The following is a 21414-nucleotide window of genomic DNA, read 5'->3' on the forward strand; positions in this document are numbered from 1 at the left end:
CTCTTATCTATCCCTTGATTAAAAGTGAGAATACATATGCCAGAACAATTTATTAAGTCAAAAGCCGCCATTGCTTGGGGCCCTAAGCAACCATTATCCATCGAAGAGGTAGATGTCATGTTACCTCGTAAAGGTGAGGTGTTGATTAAAGTGATAGCGTCAGGCGTGTGTCACACTGATGCATTTACTTTGTCAGGGGAAGATCCCGAAGGCCTGTTTCCGGTGATTCTAGGCCATGAAGGGGGAGGTATTGTTGAGCAAGTTGGCGACGGCGTGACAAGCGTGCAAGTAGGAGATCACGTTATTCCATTGTACACCCCAGAATGTGGAGAGTGTAAATTTTGCCTATCAGGCAAAACTAACCTGTGTCAGAAAATACGCGAAACCCAAGGCAAGGGTTTAATGCCAGATGGGACTACGCGTTTTTACAAAGATGGCCAGCCAATTTTTCATTACATGGGTTGCTCTACGTTTTCTGAATATACGGTATTACCAGAAATATCCTTAGCTAAGGTCAATAAAGACGCGCCACTTGAAGAAGTATGTTTACTTGGATGTGGTGTGACAACAGGTATGGGGGCAGTAATGAATACCGCTAAAGTAGAGGAGGGCGCAACGGTTGCCATTTTTGGACTTGGTGGTATTGGTCTTTCAGCGGTTATTGGTGCCACAATGGCAAAAGCGAGTCGTATTATCGCTATCGACATTAACGAAGGCAAATTCGAGTTGGCGAAAAAACTAGGGGCGACTGAGTGTATTAACCCGAAAGATTACGACAAGCCGATCCAAGATGTCATTGTGGAACTCACTGATGGCGGTGTGGACTATTCGTTTGAATGTGTGGGCAACGTCAATCTTATGCGTTCAGCCTTAGAGTGTTGTCATAAAGGATGGGGTGAATCAGTGGTGATTGGCGTAGCCGGAGCGGGGCAAGAAATTTCAACTCGACCGTTTCAATTAGTGACCGGGAGGGTATGGCGCGGCTCTGCTTTTGGTGGTGTTAAAGGTCGCACAGAATTGCCTGATTACGTCGAACGTTATTTACAGGGCGAATTTAAGCTCAGTGATTTCATAACCCATACTATGCCACTTGAAGACATAAATGAATCGTTTGAATTAATGCACAAAGGTGAAAGTATTCGTACCGTTATACATTTCGATAGTTAGTTTTTATCCCCAAGTATATTGAGGTATTAGTGGTTTAGATCTGCGTCTACCTATAACCGAGGCGCAGATCTGCAAGAATCTGCAAAAAAATATGCCTCGGTTTAAAAGCTCTAAAACCAAACAAAATAAGTCGCTGCGGTTTATTTCCAACCGAAGTATCAAAAGACAAATTTGATCACCTAAATGAATCAAGCAGTGAATATTCAATTAGTTAGATTATTTCACCCTGTGTTGACCTTGGTAAACGCAAACTGCATGCAACTTAATCGCAGTTTATTTTACTAGGAGAACAATTATGAAAGGTCAATTAACGATAGTTGCTGTACTTGTTGCAGCCAGTTTATTTACTGGATGTGGCAGTAACAAAAAAACAACTCAATCCTCTGGCGCTGGACAGTCGAGTGCGACTATTGCAGAAAATTATCAAGGTGTTTGGGTATCATCCGCCTATGCTGATGCTTTAGTCGTAAAAGAAAACAGCGTCGATTACTATAAATACAGCAGTGACTATTGTGTATTACAAACCACCTATGAGAACTTAAACACCAGCGAGTTAACGCGCAGTGTAGAGCTAACCAGCGATGAAACCGGATTAACCTGGATTGCAGGATATGGCACCAAAGATTTCGGTGCGCCATCAAGAAACTTAACTAAGCAAACTGAATTACCGGCCTCTTGTATGGATCAAATTTTAACGCCTGATTCGTCACTGACTAACAGCGAGATGTTTGAGTTATACAGTCAGATCATGGACGAGTATTACCTTGATTTTTCCAGAAACAATGTGGACTGGCCAACACTGAGTTATGAATTAAGTAACACAGTCACTGAAAACAATGAAACCTTGTACGAAGCCATTTACACTTCTTTTGAAGCACTGGCAGATACTCACAATAAGTGGTACACCCCAACTGGGGAAACAATTCTTTCGTTTACTAAACAAACTCATTTGTACGATTTGGTAGAGGAATACGCCGCAGCCAACGGTTTAAGTTATCCTCTAGACAGCAGTGAGTTCAATAACAACACCTTGAATGATATTAACAACTTCATCGAAGAGGAATTTGCTAAAGAGCAGGACATAATAACCAGTTATGCGACTACTGATATTGGCATTGACCAATCTGAGCAAATATATTGGTTTGCTATTAATAACATTGGCTACTTACATATCAATGCAATGACTGGTTATAGCACCATAAACGAAGATCAAGATGATTTGGCGCATACCACTTCGGCGTTAAGTAACCTTAATGAAGCCATCGACGAGGCGCTCAGTGATTTAGCGCAGACCAGTGGTTTAATAATTGATGTGCGATACAATGGCGGTGGTAACGACTATATTAGTTTGGCGATTGCGAGTCGTTTTACAGAAGCAGAGTTTTTAGCCTACAAAAAGTATGCCCGAGATGGCGCCGGGATAACAGAAACCATAGAGTCATTTATTTCACCTTCTGGTTTTGTGCAGTATACCGGCAAACCTATTGTACTGCTAACTAGTGAGGATACCGCGTCAGCCGCAGAAACGTTTTCTTTAAGCATGACTCAATTGGATCATGTCACCCTAGTAGGTGAAGCCACCCAAGGCATATTCTCTGATGTTCTTGAATGGGCATTACCAGGTGGGCATAGTCTAAATATGTCTAATGAATACTATGTTACACCAGATGATGAATGGCTAGAAGGTGCGGGTGTGCCCACTGATATTGTGGTGCCTTTCTTTGCACCTCAAGACCGTGACAACCAACTCGATAGTGGCATTTTAGCGGCGTTAGATATTTTGCAGTAACCTTATAGGGCAGCTCGAATGTTACTCGCTGCTGCTAACCGATTTCACTGGGCAAAGCTATTGCCTGGTGAAATCATTTACTCGCCCTATATGACTTGGGAAACCGTCAATTCTAGGCTTCACGGCAATTAAGTATTTTCGAAATCGAAATTGAGTTTGTCGAGTAGCTGGATTAATTGGTCCGCTTCCTGAGTATTTATCGATTGAAATCTACAGCGAATCTGTTCTGGAATATGCACTGCTTGTTGTTGCAGTTGTGCGCCATGCGACTCCAGCTTAACAAGGCGCTTACGCTTATCTTTTTTGTCTACACCCACCGATAAAAGCTGTTTCTCAGACATTTTTTTTAGAATTTGAGTCATGGCACCGCCGTCAATTTTGGTCTTGTTTAACAAGCCTGCAATGCTAATTCTGTTTTCTTCCCATAACGCCATCATTACCACGTATTGTGGGTAGGTCAGGTCTAACTGATTTAACGCGTCTCGATAAGCCCGCACAACAGAATTAGATGCTCTATACAAGCGATGGCAAATTTGATTATCCAGTTTTAATTGCGAGTTATTCATTAAGCTTCTCAATCATTCAGGTTGGACATTTTAATTTGCATGCAAAATATTTGCAACGATGTTTTGTTTGTCTTATTATTTTGCATACAAAATAAATTGATCGCTAAACTGAATAAGGAAAAGCAATGAAAAATTTAATTCAAACTGCATATACCGCTAGAGCAACAGCTACAGGTGGTAGGGAAGGCACTGCGAAGTCAGATGACGCTCGCTTAGATGTAAAACTTTCAACACCAAAAGGCTTAGGCGGCGATGATGGTCAGGGAACTAACCCCGAACAATTATTTGCGGCTGGTTACGCTGCTTGTTTTATTGGCGCACTAAAGCTAGTGGCCGGCCAAGCAAAAATAACGTTACCTGTTGATACACATATCGACTCGGAGGTGTCAATTGGACCAATAGATGGAGGTTTTGGAATTGCGGTAAAATTGGGTGTATTTGTTGCCGATTTAGACAAAACTACCGCTGAAGAGTTAGTCGCTAAAGCACATGAAGTTTGCCCATATTCTAACGCTACTCGCGGCAATATTGCCGTTGAACTATCGGTACTTTAACAAGCTGAAACAGGTAATTGGTTAGATAGCATATTTTGTCCAAAATATGCTATCTACATTTATTGCCGCTTTTCCTATTAGTTGTGCTTAGATTTCTTCATCCTGATTCTGATCTTTTATTTCCCTGATTCTGTCTATTATTGACAAAAATACAGCAAATAGGTTTGGATCAAGGTGGTTTTGGGCCATTTCATTCATGATTGCCAGAGTTTTTGTTTCAGAAAACGCTTTTTTGTAAACTCTTTCATGGACTAGCGCATCATACACATCAACGATGGCCACAATTCTGGCAGCTTCAGGAATTTCTTTACCTTTTAAACCATCGGGATAACCAGAACCATCCCATTTTTCGTGGTGATAATTGGCGATAATAGATGCGGTATTGAGTAATGATATCCCACTTCCTGCTAACATCTCGCCACCAATTCTCGAATGATCTTTCATTATTGCAAATTCGTCTTCAGTCAAACGGCCAGGTTTTTGCAAAATTTTGTCTGGAATACCAATTTTCCCAATATCGTGCATGGGAGCGGCGAGTTTGATGTCATCTACAAGAGGCAGGGGCCAGCCAAGTTCTTTGGCCATCTCTGCTGAATACAAGCCGATTCTACGAATGTGAGCGCCTGTTTCTTCATCTCGTTGGACTGCAGCAGAAATCAATCTAATTGCAATTTCTTCTTCCCTCTCGCGAATTTGTTGGGTTCTACGGTGTACCTCAAGCTCTAGCTTTTCTTTGGTAAGTAAATTTTCTCGCATCAGTTGTTGTTTCTTCTGATGGGTGCCGTGATCTTTATCGGTAAGATTTAGTAACAGCAATCTGTCATCTTCAACTAAGACAGCCGTTGCCTCCATTAACCATTCTGTGTCATCTGGCGCTTCTTCCACCCATAATCCAGATTTTAATTGGCCTGATTGTTTACGCTGCCAATGGTCTTCAGCGTCGTACATAAAATGTTGTAAAAAGCCCGGTAATTCTTCTTGGTTAAGGTGACCACCTTTGTTGAGACTCGGATAAAAATGCTTAAACCAACTTGGCGGTTCAGTGAGACAGGTAATCAGGTCGTTTTTACATATCGACAACACAGCAAAATCGAGCTCAGAATAAAGTTTTTCTAGTGTTGTTACCGACATGATTTTCTGCTCCACTGTATTTTTATTTTATACCTAACATATTCTGTGACAAAGTCGTAAATAACGCTTCTACATTATCGCCTGACTTGGCACTGGTTTTTATAACGGTGAGGTTTTTGTCAATATTATCAATTGATTCGGGGGATATAAGCCATTGATCTTCGATATCGGCCTTATTTATCGCAAGTACCGCAGGTATATCGCCAAGTAAATCTTGCACCATCTTATGAATAGATAATGCTGAATCTAGGGTTTTTGCTCTTGTGCCATCGGCTACTAGAATATAACCCGCTGAACCACGCAAATAATTGGTGTTAATTTCAGTGTAGTCGTCTTCACCTTCTAAATCCCATATCATTAGATTGATGTCTTGTTCGGCGATAGACAGCTTTTTTTTGTTGATTTTCACACCGATAGTTGTCAGGTATTTTTCGCTAAAAATACTTTCAACGAAGCGCTTAATCAAACTGGTTTTACCCACTGAAAATGCTCCCAACAAGCAAATTTTCTTTTGTATCACTCTATTTTTTTCCTTTATGAATCACTTAGCTTTCACATTCGTAAGTGTTACAAATGAACAGTTCAACTTAGAGGTTAGTCGCCACAAGCTAATTTTACTAGGCCACTTACTTTGGTCATATTTACTTTTAAATTAGTTAGTTAGGTCAATAGTTTAGGAAATCGATGACTTTGTCAATTATACAAAAGTTTGCACGATACAGATTCGAGGTTATCCATAACTATATAGTATTAGGTTAGGAAAATAATCATAATTTTAAATGCGTTAATTTTATTTAAAGTGGTGTCCACCTAAATGCATGAATCGCATCGAATTTAGGGTAATTAATGACTCCAATTAAAGCCGCAGTTTTCGTTGAAACAGGTTGTTTATACTCGCTAAGTTATCGAGCAAGTTGTCTTAGACTCAGCAACGGTGTATCGCGACTTTTATTGGTGTAAACTTTACTCACCTCATTATGACTTAAAGTAAAAGTGATGATTAAAATCAGAGTTATCAGATGGTTATCCTGCCAAGTTGGATTGATGCTAATGTTTTGTTTTAACGTAAATGCGACGCTAACCAGCTTGGAGGTCACTACTGATAAAGGAAAGATAGAAGGCCACTATGATCAAGCTCAAGGGGTATATCAATTTAAGGGGGTACCTTATGCTAAACCTCCTACAGGAGAATTGCGCTGGAGACCTCCTGTAGCAATGGATGCGTGGCAAGGTGTTAAGCCAACAAAAGAATTTGCAGCAAGGCCCATGCAAATCCCCATATTTGGGGACATGAATTTTCGTTCTCCTGACGTCAGTGAAGACAGTTTATATCTGAATATTTGGAGCGCAGATTTAACGCCAAAACGCCCACAGCCAGTTCTGGTGTATTTTCATGGTGGCGGGTTTATTGCGGGTGATGGTTCTGAGCCTCGTTATGACGGCAGCAGCATGGCCCAAAATGATGTGGTGACAGTGACTGTTAATTATCGATTGGGTGTTTTTGGCTTTATGGCGCATTCTGAGCTCAGTGCTGAGTCAAGCTATCACGGTTCGGGAAATTATGGGTTTTTAGATCAGGTCGCGGCGTTGCGATGGGTCAAAAAAAATATCGCTAGTTTTGGTGGAGACCCACAGCGAATAACTATTGCGGGTGAATCTGCCGGCTCTATGTCGGTAAGTGCTTTGATGATTTCACCCTTGAGTAAAGATTTGATTTCTTCAGTTATCGGGCAGAGTGGTTCAATAGTTGGATCTGGTTTTTCTAGCCAAACTTTAGAAATGGCCGAGCAAAAAGGGGAGGATCTTTTAACTACGCTGAGGGTTAAGTCTATCGCTGACCTTCGAAAATTAAGTGCTAGTGAGTTACTTCAGAAAACTGCAGAGCACGACCTAATTTGGTATAAACCTAATATTGATAATTATTTTTTCCCTGATGCTCCATTGACTTTATTGCAGCAAGGTCATCTGGCGAAAGTGCCTGTTTTAGCTGGTGTAAATTCAGAAGAAGGTGGCGCTAATCAAGTATTAGGAGACAAGATTGCGAGTGTTGAAAATTATCACAAAGCAGTAAAGCAGCTTTATCCTAAATATTTTAAGCAAATTCTAGCGTTGTATCCTGCAAGTAACAAAGAGTCAGTGTTAGATTCTGCTCAAGCTTTAGCCAGCGACCGTTTCTTAAGTTACGGTACCTGGGTATGGACGGAATACGTACAACGCCATAGTGACCAAAGTGTTTATTCCTATTTATATACTCACCCTAGACCACAATTAACATCGAATTTCAGTGATATGCAGCCAGCATTAGCTGGTGGTTTAGTCGAGAAGTCTAAGGATAGTCCAGCGCAGCCGAGCAGCAGAGGTGCGGTACATTCGGCTGAAATAGAATATGTGATGGGTAACTTAGCAAGTAATAACGTGTTTGCTTGGAATGACGACGATTACGCTATTTCGGCAACATTTCAGGGCTATTTTATCCGCTTTATCAAAACTGGCGATCCCAATTCCAGTGAATTTCCTGCTTGGCCTAAATTCGAAGATAATAAACGACTTGTTATAGGCACGACAATAACACAAGAGAGTATGTCGTTATTGCGTAAGCGTTATACCTTGATGGCTAAAATCAATGGCTTCGAACTGGGGGAGGGCTGATTTAGTTGAGGTTTCCGTTAAGGGTGCAAAAGTAGTACGCAGTAGTAATAGAGAGCTTAGCTCTCTATTACCTATTCCCTTGTTATTCGGTGATTATTTCGTCTTGTAGTGCGTCTTGATGCACTGAGGTTTGTGTTGTTGGTTGTTGTGACTCAAAAGCGTGTTTGTCACGAACGTTTTTTTGAACGGTTACTGCTGCAAAGATGCTTAAAACGTAGGCCATAGCGTAAAAGCCTTTTTCGCTCAATAATAAATCTGCATTGAATAACCCAATACCTAGTAGGGCAATAGAAATCCCTGCTGATGCCCAAGAAATACTGTGATAAATTTTGGATGTGGCAATCCCTTCAGCTTTATCGCGAATGGTTTTTTGTAGCGACACCATAGAGAACAACCCGTATAAAATGATACACAAATAATAGCCTTTTTCATTTAACGCCATCTCAGCATTGAATAGGCCAATTCCATATGCGCCAGCTCCAATTACTAAAGCGGCAATAGACGCTAAAAAATAAGACTTTGTAGGGGCTTGAGTTGTCATAATCGAATTCCTTGTAAGTGATTTAGTCAGCTTGTTTAACTGGGGTTACAATAAACGCTAGTTAGTTTAAAATATACCCTTTTACAGTTTGTAGTGATTTTTACTACCAAAGGTATATTAATACTATTCTTTACCTTAAAGTACAGTTGCGTCACCATCCGCATTTAAGGTTACGCCGTATTGGCTTAATTGGTAATGATCTAAGTACTTGTGGATAGAGCCAAAAGTGGCGGTTGCAATTTTTCCGTGGTGATCTTTGGTGGTTATCTCATCCATAAATATAGAGCCAAGAGCTAATTTAAAGCGACTGGTTTTAAGTTGCTGAGCAGTAAAGTAAGCACGAGTATTGGCTTTGAGTTTTAGTACATCTGTTGTTTGATAAATGGCGGCATTGAGCATATCTAAGGTATGTTCAGTGCAATTTTGTAATTGACTATTCATTGGGTTAGCTATTACTGAGTATTTAGGATTGTGTAACTTAGTATTGTCACCACTGGCGATTAGTTTTATTAGCTGGGTTTGGATTTCATCGCTAGGAATAATTATGCCTGCTTTTAAACTCTGTGCTCCCCAGAAAAAATCCACAGGATAGTCTTGTACAAGTTGACTCCTATCGGGTTTGCCATCGAGCTGATATAGATTGTGAATAGCGTAACCTTGGACAAATTCACCACTATCCAGTTGAATGTTTGAATAGACTGCAATCGCTGTGTGGGTAAAGAGAACACCTTTCGGTAGATCTTTCTCTGGTCGACCAACTCGGGCAATGATAAATGCTCTTGCGCCTTTAGACGCGGCATATTTTTCAACATCTTTGGCAAATTTAACAATTTTTTCGGGCGCTAATACCGCAGGGGCATTCGCCTGACTTCCTGCCCAAGTAGGAAGGCTAAATAAAGCCAGTAAAATAAATAATCGGCTAACACTCATAGTTTATTCCTTTTAATCGTAATCAAAAGCTATCAATTAATTTGGCTGCTAAGGTCTAATTAGTGATAACGCGGTGTTTTTTCTTGATAACCATCACTTGATCTGGAGCTGGATCTGCGGTGATTGTCGTTTCGGTGATCACCAAAGACCGATGTCTTGTATGTGTACTGGCTGAATCAGCAAAAGTGGCTCCGGTTTGAACACTGGCGGCGCCAGCTTTTAAGGCTAGGCTTCCCGTTACTACAAGTGGCACAGCCACCACTGCGCTGGCTACTTTAGCAGTGGATAAAGCGCCATGACCTACAGCTAAGACAGAATGTTTACTTGCTTGGCCACTATGGTGAGTGGACCCTTCTGCGTGGGCAGTGGCTGAGGTAATGGCAAGAGTTGAAAGTAAAGCAATATTGGTTAGTTTCATTGTTGTTCCTTTATTGATTGAGGATTGTTAACTCGTGTTTGAACCCGCTACACATTAAGTCTTGGTATTTGATTGGTAAACACTAATGATATTTGTATACTCAAATAACACTTAAGGTATAGTTTAGGTATACCATCTTAACTGGGAAGCTTATGAGTCAAATCACTCAAGTCAGTCAAACGTTGAAACAATTATTGCGACAACAACAAATTACTTACAAAGATATTGCACTTAAGCTAGATATGAGCGAAGCCAATATCAAACGGATCTTTTCGACTCAAAACTTTACGTTGCAGCGTCTGGAGCAGCTTTGCGATATTTTGCATATGCGCCTATCGGACTTGTTTATGCTAACTGAAAAACAAGTGCAGAAAATCAGCCAGTTGACAGCAGAGCAAGAAAACCAACTATTAGCTGATCCTAAGTTACTGTTAATCGCCGTATGTGTGCGTGATGCATGGAAATTTGATGAGATCATTGATTATTACGACATAGATAAACATCAATGTATTCAATTATTAGCCAGATTAGACAAGCTGAAAATTATTGAACTATTGCCCAATAACCATTTTAAATCATTGATTGCCCAAGACTTTAGATGGATCCCAGGGGGGCCATTGGAAAAGTTCATGGAGCAGGAGGTTATGGTTAAATTTATGGCTCCAAAACAAAATGAAAAATGGTTGTTCCGTTTTTATTTACGGGGACGCTACTCGCAATCATCTATCGAAATCATTCAGCGTAAACTTAATCAATTAACAAAAGAAGCGGCAGTGTTGAATCAAGAAGACGCGGACTTACCGTTAAACAAAAGACAACATATTGGTTTGTTAATGGCGATGCGTCCTTGGGAGCCCTCGTTATTCGAGAATATGCGTAAACAACATGGCGGCCCAACTACCTGAATATACTCAGATACTTCAGGTAGTTGGGTGAATAAAATTAAGAGAGGCTTATCTAGCGGTCCATCCACCATCAATCACTAGTGCTTGGGCTGTGATGTTTCTGGCTTCGTTAGATAACAAGAATGCTGCAGTCGCTGCCAGTTCATCTATTCCTATAAAGGATTTTTTAGGCATAGGTGCCAACATGATTGTATCTACGACTTGTTGTTCGCTAATACCGTTTTCAATGGCTTGAGCCGCAATTTGGTTTTCTACCAATGGGGTTTTTACGTATGCTGGGCATAATGTGTTGACCGTTACATCACAGTCACCGGTTTCTAAGGCAAGTGTTTTAGCAAACCCTAGTAAACCATGTTTAGCCGCTACATAGGCAGACTTAAAGGGAGAGGCGACCACCGAATGCACCGAGCCTATGTTAATAATTCGGCCGTAATTTTGTTGGCGCATTTTTGGCAATAGTGCTTGGCTTAACATGGCTGGCGCGACTAACATAATGTTGATTAAAAGTTGCCATTTTTCAGGGGGAAAATCTTCTAGTTTACTCACGTGTTGTATGCCAGCGTTGTTGATCAACACATCGACTGTTAGTGGTTGTAGTTTGTTAGGCAAGTCGCTTACGTCTTGCAAATTGGTAACATCAAGTTTAATTGCTGCTGCACTCATATCTTGCTGCTGCAATTGCTCCATAGCGCTGGTTGCCGCATCAAGGTTGATATCGGCAATAATAATATGGTGGCCCAAAGCGCCTAAGTGTTCGGCAATTCCCAAACCAATTCCACTCGCGCCACCAGTAATTAGTACATTTTTGTTAGACAAAACTATTCTCCTAAATATCTAATTTTTGATTTAATGATTCAGCCATTTTTTTTACGGCTTCAATTTGTGGTGCATTTTGGGTGGCATACTCAGTGCTGGTATAACCCCACCAATCCCAACATCCCTGAGGATTCAAAGGCATAAAAGTGGAGTTTTTGGTTTGTGGATAAAGAACAACCATTTGGTTGTTGTCAGCCCAATTGTTTAAACCATTGTGTTCGATAAACTGATTGCCTACGGTTTGATAATTTTGCTGGCAGCCATGGAAGCTAATGTGTAATTGACAAGTTTCACCTGCCGCACAACTTTTAGGAATATACACAAATCCATTGTCAGCGAGTGTGGTCGCTGAGTCGCCACCTAGAGATTCTTGATTAAATGACACTATTTTCCCGGTTGGTTGAGGGTTTCTGGGTTGTAAATTGGGGTACAAAAATTCCAACATCTTTCCCGCCCCGTCGTAATTACAATTGCCGATAAAGGGAGACTCTGACACATCACATGGTGAACCCGATGCAAGCGTGGGGAAGTGGTGAGCGAAAGGTTTATCGTTTACGTATTGCACATTGTCCGAGTCAATCCATTTGAGGTATTGCTGGTGTAAGGCTTGAGTGACATCAATATCTATTTTTGTGTCTTTGGTACCCCGCAATAACCAGACTTTGCTGCCTTTTAAATTCTCCAATTTCGCAATTTCTTGTCGCTTTTGGTAGATTTCAGCTTGAAGGGTTAGATTCTGACTAGTGGCCTCAGTACTTTTGTTGACACACTGAGATAGGGCAGTTTTGATACTATTTTGCGCACAATAATAGGGGCCAGCCGCAATGACTCCAACCTTAGTAACCCAATCAGAATGGGCAATATGGAATTGATTTGCCATAAACCCGCCACTTGATAAACCAGATACGCCAATTTCTGTAAGGTCTAGATTGAGATTGTTTGCAAATACTTGGCTACTACTAGCGAGTAAACCGCTTAACAGCACAATGGTTATTTTTTTCATTTTGTTACTCTTTGATGGCATAAATTATTGTTCAATAAACTCTTTAATTTTGAGGGCTTTTTCGCTAATGCCGCTCACTCCGTTTAGATGGCCAGAATCGCCTGTTAGCTTTTCTAATTGGCTGACCTTGCCTAAGTCTAAAAGCGCTTGGTTGGCCTCTTGGCTTAGGTAGGGCATCAGTAGTAGATCATTGCCTGAGGGTATAAATAGGGTTTTAGCTTGGATAGTTTGTAAACCTGAGGTGAGGTTTGCACCGTGGCCGGTAATAAACAGTTGCGATGCACGAGTCAAATATAATAGATGGTTAGCATCGGATAACTTTGCTCGTTGCTGTGCACGCTCTCTTAGCCAGTTGGTAATAGAATAACGGGCTGTTATTGACTGCAACGGGTCTAATTCTAATGGGTTGTGATTAACCGAAGCTGTTTGACCTACTTGGTTAAACGCCATGGGAGTCAAGGCATCTTGGGTGATGAACATTAAGGCTGCGATTAATCCTTCAGTTGGCGGGGTATGCCCGTAATAATTGCCATTTCGCCAATTTGGGTCGAGTCGAATTGGGATTGCCCAACGTTCTAATAGAGATGTTGTCCAAGCGTCACTTTGGGCACTTCCAATGATTGATACCATTCTTGGCACCCAGTCAGGATAGGCTGATGCCCAATCAATTGCTTGCATTGATCCCATTGATGCTCCAATGACGCCATGGAGCTTCTCAATGCCTAAACTTTCGAGCACCAACTTTTGTATATTCACAAAGTCTCTAATAGTGACAACGGGAAAGTCCAAACCATAAGGCTTGCCGGTATCGGGGTTAATTGTTGCTGGTCCAGTTGTGATGACATTTGGATCGTATGCTCCTAAGTTGGCTAGGCTGTCGACACTAATAACGAAAAATCTATTGGTATCTATGGCTTTACCTGGACCTATTAGTGCATCCCAGTAACCGGCCTGTGGATCGTCTTTAGTGTATTTACCAGCGGCATGAGAACTGGCGGAAAAGTAGTGGGTAACTAATATTACATTGTCTTTTTGTGGGTTCAATTGACCGTAACTTTCCCAACCAACTTGTACTTTTTTTATGGTTTTTCCATTAAATGTGTTGAAGTTTTCTGTCTCAAATTTTTGTTTAGCTACCAATAATTCTGCGCTAGCAATTGAGCTAAATATCAAAATCAGACACACCGTAAAGTATTTAAGGTGATGTGGTTTGAGTTGCGTCATATCAATTTTCCTGGGGATGATTTATATAAAACTAAATAAAGCGATTGCCAATGCCACACCGCATATAGGTACAACTACCGTTACTGCGCCCAATGCCCAATAGGCTTGTTGATGGGTCTCGTGGCAGATTGCTCTGATCGTGGTGACCACATACCCATTATGTGGCAACGAATCTAATGCGCCAGATGAAATTGAAACAATGCGATGTAATTCATCTGGGTCAACACCTTGTTCTAGATAACCTGGTGCTAGAAGCGGAAGTGCAATCACTTGTCCACCTGAAGCCGAGCCTGTTAGTCCGGCAATGACGCTAATGGCAATAGCGGCTCCAATTAACTCATTGCCAGGTATTTGTGACATAACTTCGACCGCAGTCTGAAATGCGATAGTTGATTTGGCTATGCTTCCAAATCCTACTACTGCCGCGGTATTACCAATTGCAATTAGCGCCCCAGTGGTGCCTGCAGTGACAGCATTTTCTAAGTGATGGAAGTGTTTGAAGTTGATTACCATTAAACTTAACACGCCGCCACCTAACGCCACGATTAGCGCCAATTGCTGCAATGAATCATGTAACAGAAAAGACAAAATCAATACTACAAACAGCGGAAAAATTCCGGTAAAAGGGTGGGGATAGTCTCTTTCTGGGATTTCAGGATCATGGCTTCGAGTTTCAAATTTTTCACCATTGGCTACTGCTTTATTGATCATTTTTCGCATCCACCAAAAGCCAAAGCTTGCCATAAAAATGGCTACCACTAAGCTGACTTCCCAAGCAGCAAAAGGTGAGGTACCTAAATATTTTATGGGGATCCAGTTTTGAATTTCGGGCGAACCTGCAGAAGTCATTGTAAAAGTCACTGAACCAAAAGCCAATGCAGCAGGAATAAAGCGCCGTGGTAGATTGGCATCTTTAAATAGACTAAGCGCCATCGGGTAAACTGAAAAAGCCACCACAAATACACTTACACCACCATAAGTCAGCACCGCACAAGCTAATACAACGGCAACCACAGCCTGTTGTCGACCTAACTTGCTGATGATCCACCTAGCTAATGAATCCGCAGCTCCTGTGTCTTCCATGAATTTGCCAAATAGCGAACCAAGCAAAAACATAAAAAACCAAGAGGCGATAAAACCAGAAAAGCCTTGCATATAACTCGTTACAAAGTTGCTATCTCCAATAAAAATGGGTAAACCGCTGGTGAGAGCCACCAAAAGCGCGCAAAGAGGTGCGGCAATAAACAGATTCATACCACGAATAGTGAGCACTATTAACAGTAGCAATCCACCAATGAGGCCAATTAAACTAAGCATATTGTTTGTTTCCTTTAATTTAAGTCTGTGACCGCAGGCTTAATAGGATGGTGTAAGTGTGTGGCAAAGTGTCATTAATGCCCATAGTACTATGGTACTAAGGACATCAACTCAGTTCTGGATTAAGGTTACTTAGACCGCAGCAAATAGAAAAACAAAATACAATCCAAGGACACATAATGAAAAATATAAATAACGCCGAAAGTTTGACTGCTACTAAACAACTATTTAAACACTCGCTTTGCGCCATGGCAGTAGGAACTGTGTTGTTAAGCAGTGGTAACCTACAAGCACAGCAAAACGAAGATAAAAAAGGTCTTGAGCGCATTGAGGTGACGGCAAGAAAAACCACAGAAAGTTTGCAAGAAGTGCCAATAGCCGTAACGTCTATTGGGGAAATGGAACTCAACGAACTGGGTATCGCGGTTATTACCGAAATACAACAATTTTCACCCAATACAACGTTACAAAACAGTCGTGGTACTAACTCGACTTTAACTGCTTTTATTCGTGGTGTAGGGCAACAAGACCCTTTGTGGGGATATGAGCCAGGTGTCGGTATATATGTTGATGATGTATATATCGCAAGACCTCAGGGAGCGGTACTAGACTTATTAGATGTGCAACGTATCGAAGTATTAAGAGGTCCTCAAGGCACATTGTATGGTAAAAATACCATAGGTGGTGCAATCAAATATGTGACCAAAGAAATGTCGGGAGACACCTCGGTTAATGTTTCAGCTACTTTAGGTAGTTATTCTCAGCAAGACCTTAAACTGACTGGACAATTGCCAATTATTCAAGACAAATTATATGTCGGATTTGGCTACGCCTCGCTTAATCGTGATGGATTCGGTGAGTACTTAGAGTCAGCGCTTCCAGATCAAGATCTAGAGAACTACAACAAAGATTTATGGGCGGCTCGATTTAATGTTGAGTTTCATGCAACGGAGGATTTGTTTTTTAGACTACGTTGGGACAAAACTGAAGATACTTCTAATTCTAAAGGTGGCTATCGGCTATTACCGAGTCGTCTGACCGACGCACCCGTTCCAGATAGCGTATTTGATTCTTATACCAGTATGCCTACCTACAACAAAGTAGAGTTAGAAGGCTACAGTTGGTTGGCGCAGTATGACGTAAGTGATGCGCTGCAAGTTAAATATATTGGTTCACACAGAGAAAGTTATTCGCCCACCAATATTGACTTTGATAACACCGCTTTAGATATATTTGATGTGCCAGCAGAATATACAGATAGCAATGATACTCACGAAATTAATCTAAATTATGCGGGAGATGGATTTGGGATAGTGGGTGGTTTGTATCTATATGACGGCGAGTCGTGTGGTAATTTCGACGCTATTTTAGGTGTGTTAGGTCGTGCGGCGTTTGGCACGCCAGGGCTGACTCGAGAAGTGTCTGGTTGTAATAATAGTGAGAGCCAAGCCGCTTATGCTCAAAGCAACTTTGATTTGTCAGACACGGTGTCTGTTTCTTTGGGATTACGTTATACCAAAGAAGAAAAATCAGCCTTTGTTAATAATGGTTTAGTGTTCGACAATGTGTATCCCTATTCAAACTGGATCCCGGGTTATGTGCGACCTGAAGGGGAATTGGTACCACAAGTGTTAGGTACTGACTCCAATGGCGATGGCGTGTTAGATGCGCCTGCCACCGAAGATTGGTCTCGCTTAACACCAAGTGCGAGTGTTGAATATCAATACGCTCAAAATATAATGTTCTATGCCAGTTATGGCCAAGGCTTTAAGTCGGGTACCTTTAATCCAAGAGCCACTATAAATGAACCTTCAGTTGATCCAGAAATAGTGGATTCCTTTGAAATTGGTATGAAAAGTGACTGGAATGATAATTTACGTGCGAACGTGACTTTGTTTGCTCTAGATCACAAAGATAGGCAGTATATTTCTGTGTTACCTGTTAGCTCACCAGAAGATCTACAACAAATCTTGGGTAACGTTGGTAGCTCAACGGGGCAAGGTCTTGAAGCAGAAATCACCTATGCTGCAACGGACGAGTTAACCTTTGACATTGCCTTGGGTTATATCGACGCTGAATTTGATGAGGTGATCCAACAAACAGAAGCGGGTCCGGTGGATATTTCAGATACTTTTGCGATATCTAACACGCCTGAATATACCGCTAACTTTGCGGCAAATTATATTTGGTCCAATGATATGGGCGATTTCGCTTTCAATGCTAATTATTACTACCGTGACGATTACACTATTACTGAAACATCAAACAGTCTTGTGACCCAAGATGGCTATGGTTTGTTTAATGTTAGCGTATCTTGGTCTAGCACCGACGGTCAATGGTACGGCGGTTTGCATGCTAAAAACCTAACTGACGAAGAATATGTCGTTGGTGGGTATCAATTTGTTACTGAAAACGCCGATGACCCAACTGGATACACAGCCGGTACTGGTGGTGATAACACCTTAATTGGTTACTATAGTGATCCGATGACGGTTAGTTTAACACTGGGTTATAGATTCTAATTTTGTTTCACTTAATGATAAGGCAGCTTAGGCTGCCTTTTTTGTGTTGATGCATTGGCATAACTCTAAAATAATCATACTCTACTGGCTGTACTTCTCGGTTCTTATTTTTAAAGGTTATATTAATGCTCGCGAAAGCCATAGTCGCAGATGATCACCCCTTATTTCGCAGTGCATTAAAACATGCGGTGCTAAATGTCCTAGGTGACAATATTTTAGAATCTGCAAGTTTTGAGGAAACCTTAGACTTATTGACTATTAATCAAAATATCGAGTTGGTTTTTCTAGACCTGAACATGCCGGGTAATCAAGGGCTCATGGGACTGACTGTGTTGCGTAATCACTATCCTGACGTGTTGGTTGTGATTGTATCTGCAGAAGAACGATCAGACATCATCAAAAAAGCGATAGATTTTGGTTCAAGTGGTTATATCCCAAAATCCACTCCACTACCTGTTATCACCGAAGCGGTTGAGCAAATCTTAGACGGTCAAATATGGGTGCCGGAGGATATGCTCGATGAAGTTAAGCAATTAAATAATTCTGAGTACATCACGTTTGCATCGCGCTTAGAAAAGCTCACCCCCCATCAACTTAGAGTCTTGCAGTTGATGGCAGACGGGTTATTAAACAAACAAATCGCATTTGAGTTGCAAGTTAGTGAATCGACTATCAAACAACATGTTTCTGCAGTTCTAAATAAGTTAGGTTTTAATAACCGCACGCAGGCTGGAGTAATGTTCAAAAGTGTAATGAGCACAGTAGCAGGGGAGTAAATTGATGTACTTCTTGACTCGCTATCGAAGAATTGGGTGAACTGTTTGCGTTAGCTTTTACTCATATTAGAGTTGAACTTTGCCCAACTAAAACAAACAAGTAATACTAAAGTGTAAGTTGTGCCTTCGCTTAATAGACATTAGTATTTGGCGCGTAATTTCCAATTACCGAGTGGTTATGAAGAGTAAAATGCGAGTGAAAGTAACCATAAAGGTGTTGTTTTTGTTGTTTTTCAATTCAGCATACAGTGCCGAGCAAAGAGCAGAAAACAATGCCGCAAATAGTGCCGAAAAAAATGCCCAAAAAATTACTGTTGCCTTTGGTGAAGTGTTGGCACCATGGGTGATTGTCGATACTAACCAAGGGATCATTGTAGATTTGTTAAAAGCGGCATTGGTTCCGTTAGGTTACGAAATTGAACCTCTTTATTTGCCTTATGCTCGTCGTAGTAAAGCCTATCAAACCGGCGATGTGGATATTGTATCCGATATGAATATCAATATTATTGAACAATACAATCTCCCCGGCTATCTCTCCGATATTGCCTATTCTTACGAAAATTTTGCGTTTAGTTTACGCAAGAATAATTACCAATTTACTCAGTTGAGCGATCTCAAAAAGCATAGTTTGCTGTCGTGGCAAGACGCGGCAGTGCATTTGGGGGACGAGTACGCCAATATGGTCAAGGGGCATGACCGCTATAGAGAAACTTTTGACCAAGCCATGCAAGTCAAAATGTTATTTTTAGAAAGGTTTGAGGTAGTACAAATGGATGCGCATATTTTTGACTATTACCGTGCTCAATTGGCGGATAATAACGAGATTGATAATTCACAAGAAGTAGACCGTTTTGCGTTGCTTGGCGATAGTCCTAATGGTTATTTATTCAAATCTGAAAAACTTCGAAATGAATTTAATCAACAGTTAAATAAATTAAAATCCAGTGGTGAATACCAAGCAATTCTTGCACGCTATAAATAGCATTGGGTTGGTGTTTGTGGCAATAGTCATCATTAAAAGTTCACAAAAGCAATAACTGGATTTTTTGTTCTAAAAACACGCTCTCTTTGTAACGTTAGCGCGCCTGATATCCGTTTAGTTCCCAAATGGACTGAAAAAATATAGGTAGCGCTACGCTGGCACTGCCGTTACAACTTGGTTTTTTCCTAGAGCTTTGGCTTTATAGAGCGCATCATCCGCGAATTTTAATAGTTGATTTATATTGTTAGCGCCATTGAACGTTACTTCAGCCAAACCGAAACTTGCAGTCAGTACAACAGAGGCTAGTTCGGGTTTTAATCTAATCTGACGCATCCCATCACAAATTCTTTGACTGATTTCTTGGGCGCTCTTGATATCGGTATTATTTAATATTATGACGATTTCCTCGCCACCATAACGAGCAATAAAATCATCCTTGCGTAAATTTGTTTGTTTTAAATATTGTGCCACCGCTTTTAAACACTCATCTCCTACTTGATGTCCATAAGTGTCGTTAATTTTTTTAAAGTTATCGATATCTAATATAAGTAATGCTAACTTTTTCGATTGCGCAATGGCTTCAGAAAATTGCAATTCAAAATAACTATCAAATGTTTGCCGATTGAATAACCCGGTGAGGTGATCAGTTTCTGACAATTCCTTTATCTGATCATGTTGAAGTTTCAAATATTGCGCTTTGTCCTCAAGCTCTCTATTGCGCGACGACAACTCTTGGGTTTTTTCAGTTACTTCTTCCTGTAAGTTATCAGTTAGATGTTCCGCCGTATCAAGCGCAGACACAAAGCGTAGCGAGTGATATTGAGTTTGAGCGAATAAAAACAAAAATATAGTGTATTCTGAAAGGTAGAGATTATATGAGCTTGACAAGGCGGCAGTTACGTCATTGATCACCCCCATGAATAGGATAAGACCACTAACGAACATTAGCGTCGAACGATGAGATTTATCGATGATTGAATGAATTATTAACCACAAAGTATAAAGAGAAAATATTCCCAAAATTACTTGATAGTAGAGTAGGTAACTAACGACTTGTTGCAGTGATACCATGAATGTACAGCCCACTATCATTGCCACCACTATGTAACCTAATTTAATCATCAGGTCAGAATGTTTAGCTGGATACAGACACGAGAAAAAGTGCACTCCAGCTACTGCTGGCCATACAATAGTGATATATTCCAATCTTAGTAAAACATCAAATAGGAGCGGGTCTCCTAACAGATAATAGGCGTAATCGGTTGATACCGTCGCCCGCAACAAAACAGCAAACGCAAACACCGCTAACAATAATAGCACGCGTTCCTTTGGTCGAAATATGAAGAACAAAATATTCTGAAAAACCACCAATAAACCAATCGCAATTAATGCGACTCGACTGGCTAAATCAGAAAGAAGGGATTTATTTGCCTGTTCAAATTCAGTTACTTCGAAGGCTCCGTACATGCCAGCTCGGCTATATAATTGTGCGGAAAGGTAAATAACTAGGGTGCCTGTGTTTTCATTTTTAGGTAACTGCAAAATATATGTCTTGAAGCGCATTTGTTGAGCATCGTATTCTTTTGCGATTTTCCCCGACTCACCTAAAAACTGAGTTGCGCCTGATTCGTCAATCCACCAAGCTTGCCATGCATCATTGACATTACGCATCCTTATTGCTGGTTCTTTGAAGGTATTCTGTAAATTTTTTAGTTTGAGTGCATAGGTACCAAAGCGATATGCATTTAACGTTTTTTCATCCACTAAAGTACGGACAAAATTAGGTAACTGAACAATCTTGAACTTGGATTCTGAAGAATGCACTTTGGCTAAAGGCGTCCATTCACCCCAGCTAAGCGCCCAATCTCCAGCGAGGCTAGCGTTGCCATTTTTAAGTTCTTGTTGGACATCGAGTGTAGGGATGGTTTCGGCAGACAGTTGAGTCGCACTTAAAGTGCAAAGTACAATGATCACTATTAATGCGATGTGTTTAGTAGACTTCAACATAATCTTTGTTCTATTTTAAGATTGAATTGCATCGCATTTACATCACATCTAAAAAAAAATCACTCACCCACGTATAATAACAATAACATGGATAAAGTGAATAACACTCTAATTTTA

19 protein-coding genes are annotated in these 21414 nt (G+C 40.8%); 8 read left to right on the top strand and 11 right to left on the bottom strand.

Going from position 1 to position 21414, the window contains the following annotated elements; translation table 11 throughout:
- Window positions 1-36: 36 nt before the first annotated feature.
- Both ABJK37_RS11055 and ABJK37_RS11060 read left to right on the top strand, forming a co-directional pair.
- Window positions 37-1167 (top strand): S-(hydroxymethyl)glutathione dehydrogenase/class III alcohol dehydrogenase, encoded by a 1131-nt coding sequence (locus tag ABJK37_RS11055; RefSeq protein WP_348353281.1) that lies wholly within the window; start codon window positions 37-39, stop codon window positions 1165-1167.
- A gap of 295 nt (window positions 1168-1462) precedes the next feature.
- Complete coding sequence (locus ABJK37_RS11060; protein WP_348353283.1) at window positions 1463-2956, top strand: S41 family peptidase; 1494 nt, start codon at window positions 1463-1465, stop codon at window positions 2954-2956.
- Between the two features lie 128 nt (window positions 2957-3084).
- Here ABJK37_RS11060 and ABJK37_RS11065 read toward each other — a convergent pair whose 3' ends face one another.
- A complete protein-coding gene (locus ABJK37_RS11065; protein ID WP_348353285.1) occupies window positions 3085-3522 on the bottom strand; it encodes a MarR family winged helix-turn-helix transcriptional regulator in 438 nt (145 codons plus the stop codon).
- Between the two features lie 125 nt (window positions 3523-3647).
- On the opposite strand from ABJK37_RS11065, the gene ABJK37_RS11070 reads away from it, so the two are divergent.
- The gene (locus ABJK37_RS11070) at window positions 3648-4076 is read left to right on the top strand and encodes an organic hydroperoxide resistance protein (protein ID WP_348353288.1); all 429 of its coding nucleotides are present in this window, start codon (window positions 3648-3650) and stop codon (window positions 4074-4076) included.
- 87 nt (window positions 4077-4163) lie between these two features.
- Here the strand turns inward: ABJK37_RS11070 and ABJK37_RS11075 are convergent, their stop codons facing one another.
- On the bottom strand, window positions 4164-5207 hold the full coding sequence (locus tag ABJK37_RS11075) for an HD-GYP domain-containing protein (protein WP_348353290.1): 1044 nt from the start codon (window positions 5205-5207) through the stop codon (window positions 4164-4166).
- A gap of 22 nt (window positions 5208-5229) precedes the next feature.
- Window positions 5230-5727 (bottom strand): Rab family GTPase, encoded by a 498-nt coding sequence (locus tag ABJK37_RS11080; protein WP_348353293.1) that lies wholly within the window; start codon window positions 5725-5727, stop codon window positions 5230-5232.
- A 476-nt stretch (window positions 5728-6203) separates the two neighbouring features.
- Between ABJK37_RS11080 and ABJK37_RS11085 the strand changes: the two genes are divergently transcribed.
- Complete coding sequence (locus ABJK37_RS11085; RefSeq protein WP_348353296.1) at window positions 6204-7856, top strand: carboxylesterase family protein; 1653 nt, start codon at window positions 6204-6206, stop codon at window positions 7854-7856.
- An 82-nt stretch (window positions 7857-7938) separates the two neighbouring features.
- On the opposite strand, the gene yiaA is transcribed toward ABJK37_RS11085, so the two are convergent.
- The 3 genes from yiaA to ABJK37_RS11100 all read right to left on the bottom strand — a co-directional run bounded on the left by yiaA (window position 7939) and on the right by ABJK37_RS11100 (window position 9745).
- Window positions 7939-8397: an inner membrane protein YiaA gene (gene yiaA, locus ABJK37_RS11090; RefSeq protein ID WP_348353299.1), complete on the bottom strand. Its 459-nt coding sequence runs from the start codon at window positions 8395-8397 to the stop codon at window positions 7939-7941.
- A gap of 135 nt (window positions 8398-8532) precedes the next feature.
- A complete protein-coding gene (locus ABJK37_RS11095) occupies window positions 8533-9327 on the bottom strand; it encodes a DUF2145 domain-containing protein (RefSeq protein WP_348353302.1) in 795 nt (264 codons plus the stop codon).
- A 55-nt stretch (window positions 9328-9382) separates the two neighbouring features.
- On the bottom strand, window positions 9383-9745 hold the full coding sequence (locus ABJK37_RS11100; protein WP_348353305.1) for a hypothetical protein: 363 nt from the start codon (window positions 9743-9745) through the stop codon (window positions 9383-9385).
- Window positions 9746-9897: 152 nt separating this feature from the next.
- Here ABJK37_RS11100 and ABJK37_RS11105 point away from each other — a divergent pair, with 152 nt between their 5' ends.
- Entirely contained in the window at window positions 9898-10650 is a 753-nt protein-coding gene (locus ABJK37_RS11105; protein ID WP_348353308.1) for a helix-turn-helix transcriptional regulator, read from the top strand.
- Between the two features lie 48 nt (window positions 10651-10698).
- Here ABJK37_RS11105 and ABJK37_RS11110 read toward each other — a convergent pair whose 3' ends face one another.
- Genes ABJK37_RS11110 through ABJK37_RS11125 form a run of 4 tightly spaced genes read right to left on the bottom strand, consistent with a single transcriptional unit; the run spans window position 10699 to window position 15010 of the window.
- Window positions 10699-11466 (bottom strand): 3-hydroxybutyrate dehydrogenase, encoded by a 768-nt coding sequence (locus tag ABJK37_RS11110; protein ID WP_348353310.1) that lies wholly within the window; start codon window positions 11464-11466, stop codon window positions 10699-10701.
- A gap of 10 nt (window positions 11467-11476) precedes the next feature.
- Entirely contained in the window at window positions 11477-12469 is a 993-nt protein-coding gene (locus ABJK37_RS11115; protein WP_348353313.1) for a PHB depolymerase family esterase, read from the bottom strand.
- A gap of 24 nt (window positions 12470-12493) precedes the next feature.
- Window positions 12494-13693 carry a homoserine O-acetyltransferase gene (locus ABJK37_RS11120; protein ID WP_348353316.1) on the bottom strand — a complete coding sequence of 400 codons (1200 nt, stop codon included), beginning with the start codon at window positions 13691-13693 and terminating at the stop codon, window positions 12494-12496.
- 21 nt (window positions 13694-13714) lie between these two features.
- Window positions 13715-15010 carry an SLC13 family permease gene (locus ABJK37_RS11125; RefSeq protein ID WP_348353319.1) on the bottom strand — a complete coding sequence of 432 codons (1296 nt, stop codon included), beginning with the start codon at window positions 15008-15010 and terminating at the stop codon, window positions 13715-13717.
- 179 nt (window positions 15011-15189) lie between these two features.
- Here ABJK37_RS11125 and ABJK37_RS11130 point away from each other — a divergent pair, with 179 nt between their 5' ends.
- The 3 genes from ABJK37_RS11130 (at window position 15190) to ABJK37_RS11140 (ending at window position 19290) form a co-directional block, all read left to right on the top strand.
- The gene (locus tag ABJK37_RS11130) at window positions 15190-17532 is read left to right on the top strand and encodes a TonB-dependent receptor (RefSeq protein WP_348353322.1); all 2343 of its coding nucleotides are present in this window, start codon (window positions 15190-15192) and stop codon (window positions 17530-17532) included.
- Between the two features lie 125 nt (window positions 17533-17657).
- Entirely contained in the window at window positions 17658-18308 is a 651-nt protein-coding gene (locus tag ABJK37_RS11135) for a response regulator transcription factor (RefSeq protein ID WP_348353325.1), read from the top strand.
- A 178-nt stretch (window positions 18309-18486) separates the two neighbouring features.
- Window positions 18487-19290, top strand: a complete 804-nt coding sequence (locus ABJK37_RS11140) for a transporter substrate-binding domain-containing protein (RefSeq protein ID WP_348353328.1) — start codon at window positions 18487-18489, stop codon at window positions 19288-19290.
- Window positions 19291-19440: 150 nt separating this feature from the next.
- Here ABJK37_RS11140 and ABJK37_RS11145 read toward each other — a convergent pair whose 3' ends face one another.
- Complete coding sequence (locus ABJK37_RS11145) at window positions 19441-21297, bottom strand: diguanylate cyclase (protein WP_348353331.1); 1857 nt, start codon at window positions 21295-21297, stop codon at window positions 19441-19443.
- Window positions 21298-21414 lie beyond the last annotated feature (117 nt).

Source organism: Paraglaciecola sp., from assembly GCF_039964565.1.
In the GTDB taxonomy this organism is placed as follows: Bacteria; Pseudomonadota; Gammaproteobacteria; order Enterobacterales; family Alteromonadaceae; genus Paraglaciecola.

Coding starts and splice junctions, on each gene's coding strand:
- ABJK37_RS11130 (WP_348353322.1), top strand. CDS start 15,190: ATGAAAAATATAAATAACGCCGAAAGTTTGACTGCTACTAAACAACTA.
- ABJK37_RS11120 (WP_348353316.1), bottom strand. CDS start 13,693: ATGACGCAACTCAAACCACATCACCTTAAATACTTTACGGTGTGTCTG.
- ABJK37_RS11095 (WP_348353302.1), bottom strand. CDS start 9,327: ATGAGTGTTAGCCGATTATTTATTTTACTGGCTTTATTTAGCCTTCCT.
- ABJK37_RS11125 (WP_348353319.1), bottom strand. CDS start 15,010: ATGCTTAGTTTAATTGGCCTCATTGGTGGATTGCTACTGTTAATAGTG.
- ABJK37_RS11075 (WP_348353290.1), bottom strand. CDS start 5,207: ATGTCGGTAACAACACTAGAAAAACTTTATTCTGAGCTCGATTTTGCT.
- ABJK37_RS11060 (WP_348353283.1), top strand. CDS start 1,463: ATGAAAGGTCAATTAACGATAGTTGCTGTACTTGTTGCAGCCAGTTTA.
- ABJK37_RS11105 (WP_348353308.1), top strand. CDS start 9,898: ATGAGTCAAATCACTCAAGTCAGTCAAACGTTGAAACAATTATTGCGA.
- ABJK37_RS11135 (WP_348353325.1), top strand. CDS start 17,658: ATGCTCGCGAAAGCCATAGTCGCAGATGATCACCCCTTATTTCGCAGT.
- ABJK37_RS11115 (WP_348353313.1), bottom strand. CDS start 12,469: ATGAAAAAAATAACCATTGTGCTGTTAAGCGGTTTACTCGCTAGTAGT.
- ABJK37_RS11100 (WP_348353305.1), bottom strand. CDS start 9,745: ATGAAACTAACCAATATTGCTTTACTTTCAACTCTTGCCATTACCTCA.
- ABJK37_RS11065 (WP_348353285.1), bottom strand. CDS start 3,522: ATGAATAACTCGCAATTAAAACTGGATAATCAAATTTGCCATCGCTTG.
- ABJK37_RS11070 (WP_348353288.1), top strand. CDS start 3,648: ATGAAAAATTTAATTCAAACTGCATATACCGCTAGAGCAACAGCTACA.
- ABJK37_RS11145 (WP_348353331.1), bottom strand. CDS start 21,297: ATGTTGAAGTCTACTAAACACATCGCATTAATAGTGATCATTGTACTT.
- ABJK37_RS11055 (WP_348353281.1), top strand. CDS start 37: ATGCCAGAACAATTTATTAAGTCAAAAGCCGCCATTGCTTGGGGCCCT.
- ABJK37_RS11140 (WP_348353328.1), top strand. CDS start 18,487: ATGAAGAGTAAAATGCGAGTGAAAGTAACCATAAAGGTGTTGTTTTTG.
- ABJK37_RS11085 (WP_348353296.1), top strand. CDS start 6,204: ATGATTAAAATCAGAGTTATCAGATGGTTATCCTGCCAAGTTGGATTG.
- yiaA (WP_348353299.1), bottom strand. CDS start 8,397: ATGACAACTCAAGCCCCTACAAAGTCTTATTTTTTAGCGTCTATTGCC.